Here is a 6,143-nt window from a genome sequence, read left to right on the forward strand (position 1 = left end):
GAGGTAATATAAATGAGATATAGAAGAAAGAGAAAACCAAAAGTATGTAAGTTATGCCAATCAAAGGTAGAATATGTTGACTACAAAGATGTCAAACTTCTAAGAGAATTTTTAACAGAAAAAGAAAAGATAATTCCAAGAAGAATTACCGGAAATTGTGCAAAACACCAAAGAATGGTCAAAATTGCAATTAAGAGAGCAAGACAAATGGCACTTTTACCCTATGTAAAGTATTGACAGGTTCTTTGATATAAGGTATAATAGATACCGCAGCGAGCCAGCGTAGCTCAATTGGCAGAGCGATTGATTTGTAATCAATAGGTTGAGGGTTCGAGTCCCTCCGCTGGCTCCAAGTATAGGTGGTGAGGTGCCCGAGCGGCCAAAGGGGGCGGACTGTAAATCCGCTGGCAGAATGCCTTCGAAGGTTCGAATCCTTCCCTCACCACCAGATTTTTTTAATAGGAGGGAAGACGATGAGAATGCAAGTTGCTTTGAAATGCTCCGAATGTGGAAATAAAAATTATTATACGACTCGAGAAAAAAACAAGAAGGAAAAGTTAGAACTTAGAAAATATTGTCCAAAATGTAATAAACACACGAAGCATGTAGAGACTAAAGCATAAAAACGCAGGGGCGTAGCTCAACTGGCAGAGCACCGGTCTCCAAAATCGGGTGTTGCGGGTTCAAGTCCTGCCGCCCCTGCCAAATTTTTTTATGGGGGAGATGCCAGATGGAAAAATTAAAAAAATTTTTTAGAGAAGTAAAGACTGAAATTAAAAAGACACATTGGCCAAATAGAAAAGAGCTTTGGGGAGCAACAGGTGTTGTTCTGGTTATTTTGTTGGTTACCGGTGTTTACTTCTTTGCTCTTGACTTGATTTTCTCAGGCGCATTGAGTGCTTTATTTAAGTTTTTTTAATTTTTGAGGTGGTATAAATGAAAAAAAGATGGTATATTTTACAAACATTGGCGGGGTATGAAGCTACCGCCAAAGAGAATTTGGAAGCGAAAATAAAAGCTCAAGGACTTGAGCATGTTATTTCTAGGGTACTTTTACCCGAAGAAGTTGTTATTGATGCTTCTTCAAAATCATCTGAAAGACACATCGTCTCCTTAAATGCTAAAATTCTTGTATCAAATGGTACTTTAGTTAAAAAAGGTGACGTTTTAGCTGAAGAGCCAGCTATAAGGGTTAGAAGAGATGGCATTGTAACTGATGTAAGAAATGCCAAAAAGGTTGTTATAGAAACTGAAGATAAGAAATTTACCAAAACATATGTTATTCCTCAGAAAAATAAACCAATTACAGGACTTAAAATTGGTGGACACGTAAAGCAAGGAATGCCACTTTCCAGTGATGAAGAAATTATTTGTGAAATAGATGGAAAAATTATTCAAACCGAAAATATGAAAAGAATTGTTGTAAGAAATTCAATTAGTGAAATAGATGTATATGTTGTTCCAAATGAAACATTTGTTTCTACCATTAAGAAAGGAACACAGGTAAAAACTGGGCAGATACTAGCTGAGCCAAAAAAGGTTACCGCAAAAAGTTCTGGGAGAATTGAAATCATAGATTTTCCAACAAAAAAAGAAATAAAGGTTCAAAAAGTAAAGGTTAGAAAGCTTTTCCCGGGTTATCTCTTTGTTGAAATGATCATGAATGACGAATTTTGGCATTTTGTTAGAACCGTTCCTGGAATTATAGATTTTGTTTCCTCAGGCGGTAGACCAATTCCAATTAATGATAAAGAAGCAAAAGTTCTATTGAGACTTGCTGGCATTGAAGAAACACCACAGGTAGAAAAAGAAAAAGAAATAAAGATTGAATTTGATTTCGAAGTAGGAGACTCTGTAAAAATTGTTTCAGGCCCATTTGAAGGTTTTGTTGGAAGTGTAAAAGAAATTAATCCTGAGCACAATGAATTGAAAGTTTCTGTTACCATTTTTGGTAGAGAAACACCAGTCACTGTTCATACCAGTGAAGTTGAAAAAGTTTGATATACTTGTTACCAAGTGGGAGGGTTAACCCTATAACCACAAGAAGGAGGTTGTATTATGGCAAAAAAGGTAGTTGCACAGGTAAGATTGCAACTTGAAGCAGGAAAAGCTACTCCTGCACCACCAGTTGGTCCTGCATTAGGTCAACGTGGTGTAAACTTAATGGAATTCTGTAAGAAGTTTAACGCAGCGACTGCTGATAAAGCAGGTATGATAATTCCAGTAATTATCACAGTATACGAAGATAGGTCATTTACATTTATTACAAAAACACCACCAGCATCATTCTTGTTGAAAAAAGCAGCAAAATTAAACTCTGGTTCTCAAGAACCAAAGAGAAAAATGGTAGGAAAAGTTACAAGAGACCAAATTAAAGAAATTGCAGAAATCAAAATGAAAGATTTAAATGCAAATGATATTGAAGCGGCCATGAAGATAATTGAAGGAACCGCAAAAAGTATGGGAATTGAGGTTGTAGACTAATAAATTTTAGGAAGGAGGAGGCAAAATGCCGAAGCACTCCAAAAGGTATAATGAGGTAAGAAAACTTGTAGACAGAAACAAAGACTATGACTTAAACGAAGCAATCGATCTTGCTAAAAAAGTTGCAACAGCTAAATTTGATGAAACAGTTGAACTACACATAAAAACAAACATCGATTACAGAAAATCTGACCAACAAATTAGAAGTACTATTTCATTGCCACATGGTACTGGTAAAGAAGTTAAGGTTTTGGTATTTGCAACTGGTGAAAAGGCTGAAGAAGCAAAAGCAGCAGGTGCTGATTATGTTGGTGCGGAAGATTTAGCTGAAAAGATACAAAAAGAAAACTTCTTGGATTTTGACGTTGCAATAGCAACACCAGATATGATGAGAGTAATAGGTAAACTAGGTAAAATTCTTGGTCCAAGAGGCTTAATGCCAAATCCTAAAGCTGGCACAGTCACAAATGATGTTGCTTCAGCAGTTAAAGAATTCAAAAAAGGTAGAATGGAAGTCAGAACCGATAAAACCGGAAACTTACATATTCCAGTTGGTAAAGCATCATTTGACAACGAAAAGTTAAAAGAAAATATAAAGTCAGCATACGAGCAAATATTGAATTTAAAACCAGCAGGAGTTAAAGGTAACTTTATAAAGAAAGTTGTCCTTTCAACAACAATGGGACCTGGTATAAAAGTTGATCCTGCAACATTAACACAATAAAGTAATAAAATCTCCCTTTCAACTTTGAAAGGGAGATTTTTTATTAAATTAAAGATCTTCGCCAAAAATGATTATTTTAGTATCTTTATATAATTTTTTTACTATGCAAAAAAAAAAATGCTCCACCCAAGATGGAGCATTTTTTATACATTAATATTTATCTTTTACCTTGGAGCGGGCGACGGGATTTGAACCCGCGACCTCCTGCTTGGCAAGCAGGCGCTCTACCACTGAGCTACACCCGCATACTTTCTTCTTGGTGCGAGAGGTGGGACTTGAACCCACACGGGCGCGAGCCCACTGGATTCTAAGTCCAGCGCGTCTGCCAATTCCGCCACTCTCGCCCCTCTGGTGACCCGGGCGGGATTCGAACCCGCGGCCCCCTGATTAAAAGTCAGGTGCTCTACCTTCTACAAAACTACAAAAGTAAATTATTCTTTAATTTTTGTTTTTATCTTTGTACATCATTTCATCTGCTATTCTAATAGCATCTTCAAACCCTTTATCCAACATACAGTAGCCAATTGATACCCCAACATTCACATCTTTATCTTCTACATTAATATTTCTTGATACATGTTCTTTAATTCTTTGAATTAATTTTTCTAGACCTTCTCTAGTTGAATTTACTAATATTATAAACTCATCTCCGCCATACCTTATTATTAGATCATCACTTTTTACTGTATTTTTTAATCTCCTTGAAATTATTCTTAATACTTCATCGCCAACAAGATGCCCAAAACTATCATTAACTTCTTTAAAATTATCCAAATCCAAAAAAATCAAATAATTATACTTACTGTTATCAATATAATCTAAAACTGCTCTATTGTATAAACCTGTCAATAAATCAATATTTTTTTCTTCTAATCTTTCTTTAACTCTTAAAATATTCAAAATTGGTTTTGATAATTCTTCAGTGATTATATCAAAAAGAATTTTATCAATCTTTTTCAGTCTTTTCTTTCTATACCAATCAACATTTAATATTGCATAGACCTCTCCGTTATAAACTAATGGAATACCGCACCACGATCTTGTATCTATGCCTTTAACTTCTTTCCAATACTTTGTTTTCAAGACATCAGAAATAAAATAATAACGCTTTTTGGAAATAACTTGATTTAGATTATACGGCGTATTATTTTGAAAAAGCTCTCCCAGAACCTCTAGAGGCTTATCATCCAAATTATAGTTCCAAACAATAAATCTCCACTTTTTTTCTTTTGGAGTTAAAAGAAGGGACCAAGATTGAGCTTCTAAAATCTCAACTATAAAATCAAATATTTCCTTTAAAGTATCTATAGTATCATCTTTATCGTCATATTTATTAAAAATCTTATACCCTCTATACAAAAAATTCTTTTCAAAAGCCTTTTTGCATGAAAAATCAAAACAACCGACTTTTTTCAAAACTCTTAAATTTCTCCAAAAATAGAGAAATAAAATTAGCAAAAAAAATGCTAAAATAACAACAAAATATATCATTTTTTACTCCTTTCTATTTATCTAGCAAATCTTTATATACTCCTGGACTAGAATCTGGAATTTCAATTGCTCCAACTACTTTCTTATAATATTCAACAGGTCCCGCATCTCCAATTATAGCGTATGCATAGCCTACATTAAGCATATCCTGTAACGCTCTTAAAAGCAAAGCTTTACCAATACCTTTCTTTCTATATTCTTTTAAAACCCCTGTTGGTCCAAAAAAACCTCTTAATGTCGTGTCATAGCATGCAAAACCAACAATATCTTTACTTTCTTTTTCATATGCAATAAAAACGGATATTGGATTTCTTGAAAATGCAACATCAACTTCACTTGCCCAAAGTTTTCCAAAATTTTTTAAAGCCCATTCTACAACATGAATCTTTTCAGGACCAATAGGTCTTTTTATAAGAATATTTTCTGGTAAATCGTAGCTAAAATCTAAATCATATAATTTGACAATTAAATCCGACATGTTTTCACCTCATTTCTACATTCATATTATATAACAAATTATGTTAAAATTAAAAAAATGACAAAAAAGGGGGATTAATATGCATTTATCTATGATTGTTGTTACAGACATATTTGGAGGTTTTGCCATTTCTGAATACGATAAAATAGAGTGGGGATCTAAAGAAGATAAAGCGCACTTTAGAGAACTTACATCAAAGATCGGAACAGTAATAATGGGGCGAAAAACGTACGAAAGTATTGGTTTTCCTCTAAAAGACCGCTTAAATATCGTTCTTACAAGTAAAAATTACAAAAATTCAGAAAATCTTATTTTTTTAAATGAATCACCAATTCAAGTAATAAGATTTTTGGAAAAAAATAAAATTAATGAAGCTGCAGTTATTGGTGGTAAATCAGTTTTCAAGCAATTTTTTCCATATATTGATAAAATTTATATTACAATTGAACCAATTACTCTTGAAAATGCAGAAAAACTTTCTTTTCCATATCAACAATTCAAGTTAATTTCAACTAATATTTTAAATGAAAAAGGAACCATTCTCCTAGAATATTCAAAATTACAATGAAAATCTTTACATTATACTTGTCATTTTTCTATAATAATGATAATATAATTTTGATTAATATATTATTTCTTTATTAAAATATTATGTGGGGGAAAAATGAAAAAACTCGTCTTCTCTATTCTTATATTTATACTATTATTCCTTTTTCTAAATCAAATAGTCAAAGTAGACGGTATACCATTAAACGATATTAACCTACCATATACTACACTTAGCAAACCTTCAACAATTACTTTGTCAACTACTATTAAAGTTGACAAGCTTTATAGTTATCTCTTTTTTGGAAAGGTTTCCGCAAGCAAGATTAAAATTCTTGTAGAAAATGATGAAATATTTGAGCTTGGAACAGTTTCAGGAAATTTATGGCCCAAAGCAATTGTTGTAAAGATCCCAGAAAA

The 6,143-nt window shown here is 33.0% G+C and carries 9 protein-coding genes, 5 tRNA genes and 1 pseudogene; 11 read left to right on the forward strand and 4 right to left on the reverse strand.

Features of this window, described 5'->3' with window-relative positions; genetic code table 11:
• The first annotated feature begins 12 nt into the window (after window positions 1-12).
• From rpsR to rplA, 9 genes are all read left to right on the forward strand, one after another.
• Window positions 13-237, forward strand: a complete 225-nt coding sequence (rpsR, locus tag JG780_RS05135; protein ID WP_114702926.1) for a 30S ribosomal protein S18 — start codon at window positions 13-15, stop codon at window positions 235-237.
• Window positions 238-276: 39 nt separating this feature from the next.
• A tRNA-Thr gene (locus JG780_RS05140) sits at window positions 277-352 on the forward strand.
• Between the two features lie 9 nt (window positions 353-361).
• Window positions 362-448: transfer RNA gene (locus JG780_RS05145), tRNA-Tyr, on the forward strand.
• A gap of 25 nt (window positions 449-473) precedes the next feature.
• Window positions 474-623 carry a 50S ribosomal protein L33 gene (gene rpmG / locus JG780_RS05150; protein WP_041427184.1) on the forward strand — a complete coding sequence of 50 codons (150 nt, stop codon included), beginning with the start codon at window positions 474-476 and terminating at the stop codon, window positions 621-623.
• Between the two features lie 6 nt (window positions 624-629).
• Window positions 630-705, forward strand: a tRNA-Trp gene (locus JG780_RS05155).
• A 25-nt stretch (window positions 706-730) separates the two neighbouring features.
• The gene (secE, locus tag JG780_RS05160; protein ID WP_012579694.1) at window positions 731-919 is read left to right on the forward strand and encodes a preprotein translocase subunit SecE; all 189 of its coding nucleotides are present in this window, start codon (window positions 731-733) and stop codon (window positions 917-919) included.
• Window positions 920-936: 17 nt separating this feature from the next.
• Window positions 937-2,001 (forward strand): transcription termination/antitermination NusG family protein, encoded by a 1,065-nt coding sequence (locus tag JG780_RS05165; RefSeq protein ID WP_287569414.1) that lies wholly within the window; start codon window positions 937-939, stop codon window positions 1,999-2,001.
• Between the two features lie 57 nt (window positions 2,002-2,058).
• Complete coding sequence (gene rplK, locus JG780_RS05170; protein ID WP_004104446.1) at window positions 2,059-2,484, forward strand: 50S ribosomal protein L11; 426 nt, start codon at window positions 2,059-2,061, stop codon at window positions 2,482-2,484.
• Between the two features lie 25 nt (window positions 2,485-2,509).
• Window positions 2,510-3,208, forward strand: coding sequence for a 50S ribosomal protein L1 (rplA, locus tag JG780_RS05175; protein WP_114702924.1), 699 nt, complete (start codon window positions 2,510-2,512; stop codon window positions 3,206-3,208).
• 170 nt (window positions 3,209-3,378) lie between these two features.
• Here rplA and JG780_RS05180 read toward each other — a convergent pair.
• The 4 genes from JG780_RS05180 to JG780_RS05195 all read right to left on the reverse strand — a co-directional run bounded on the left by JG780_RS05180 (window position 3,379) and on the right by JG780_RS05195 (window position 5,177).
• Window positions 3,379-3,453 (reverse strand) — tRNA-Gly (locus JG780_RS05180).
• A 12-nt stretch (window positions 3,454-3,465) separates the two neighbouring features.
• Window positions 3,466-3,552: transfer RNA gene (locus tag JG780_RS05185), tRNA-Leu, on the reverse strand.
• Window positions 3,553-3,646: 94 nt separating this feature from the next.
• Window positions 3,647-4,699, reverse strand: a complete 1,053-nt coding sequence (locus JG780_RS05190; protein ID WP_287569415.1) for a sensor domain-containing diguanylate cyclase — start codon at window positions 4,697-4,699, stop codon at window positions 3,647-3,649.
• 13 nt (window positions 4,700-4,712) lie between these two features.
• On the reverse strand, window positions 4,713-5,177 hold the full coding sequence (locus tag JG780_RS05195; RefSeq protein ID WP_004104443.1) for a GNAT family N-acetyltransferase: 465 nt from the start codon (window positions 5,175-5,177) through the stop codon (window positions 4,713-4,715).
• A 79-nt stretch (window positions 5,178-5,256) separates the two neighbouring features.
• On the opposite strand from JG780_RS05195, the gene JG780_RS05200 reads away from it, so the two are divergent.
• On the forward strand, window positions 5,257-5,745 hold the full coding sequence (locus JG780_RS05200; protein WP_004104442.1) for a dihydrofolate reductase: 489 nt from the start codon (window positions 5,257-5,259) through the stop codon (window positions 5,743-5,745).
• A 96-nt stretch (window positions 5,746-5,841) separates the two neighbouring features.
• Window positions 5,842-6,143: pseudogene (locus tag JG780_RS05205) on the forward strand (GGDEF domain-containing protein); the annotation flags it as partial.

Source organism: Thermosipho sp. (in: thermotogales) (assembly GCF_020054775.1).
GTDB classification, from domain to species: Bacteria; Thermotogota; Thermotogae; order Thermotogales; family Fervidobacteriaceae; genus Thermosipho; species Thermosipho africanus.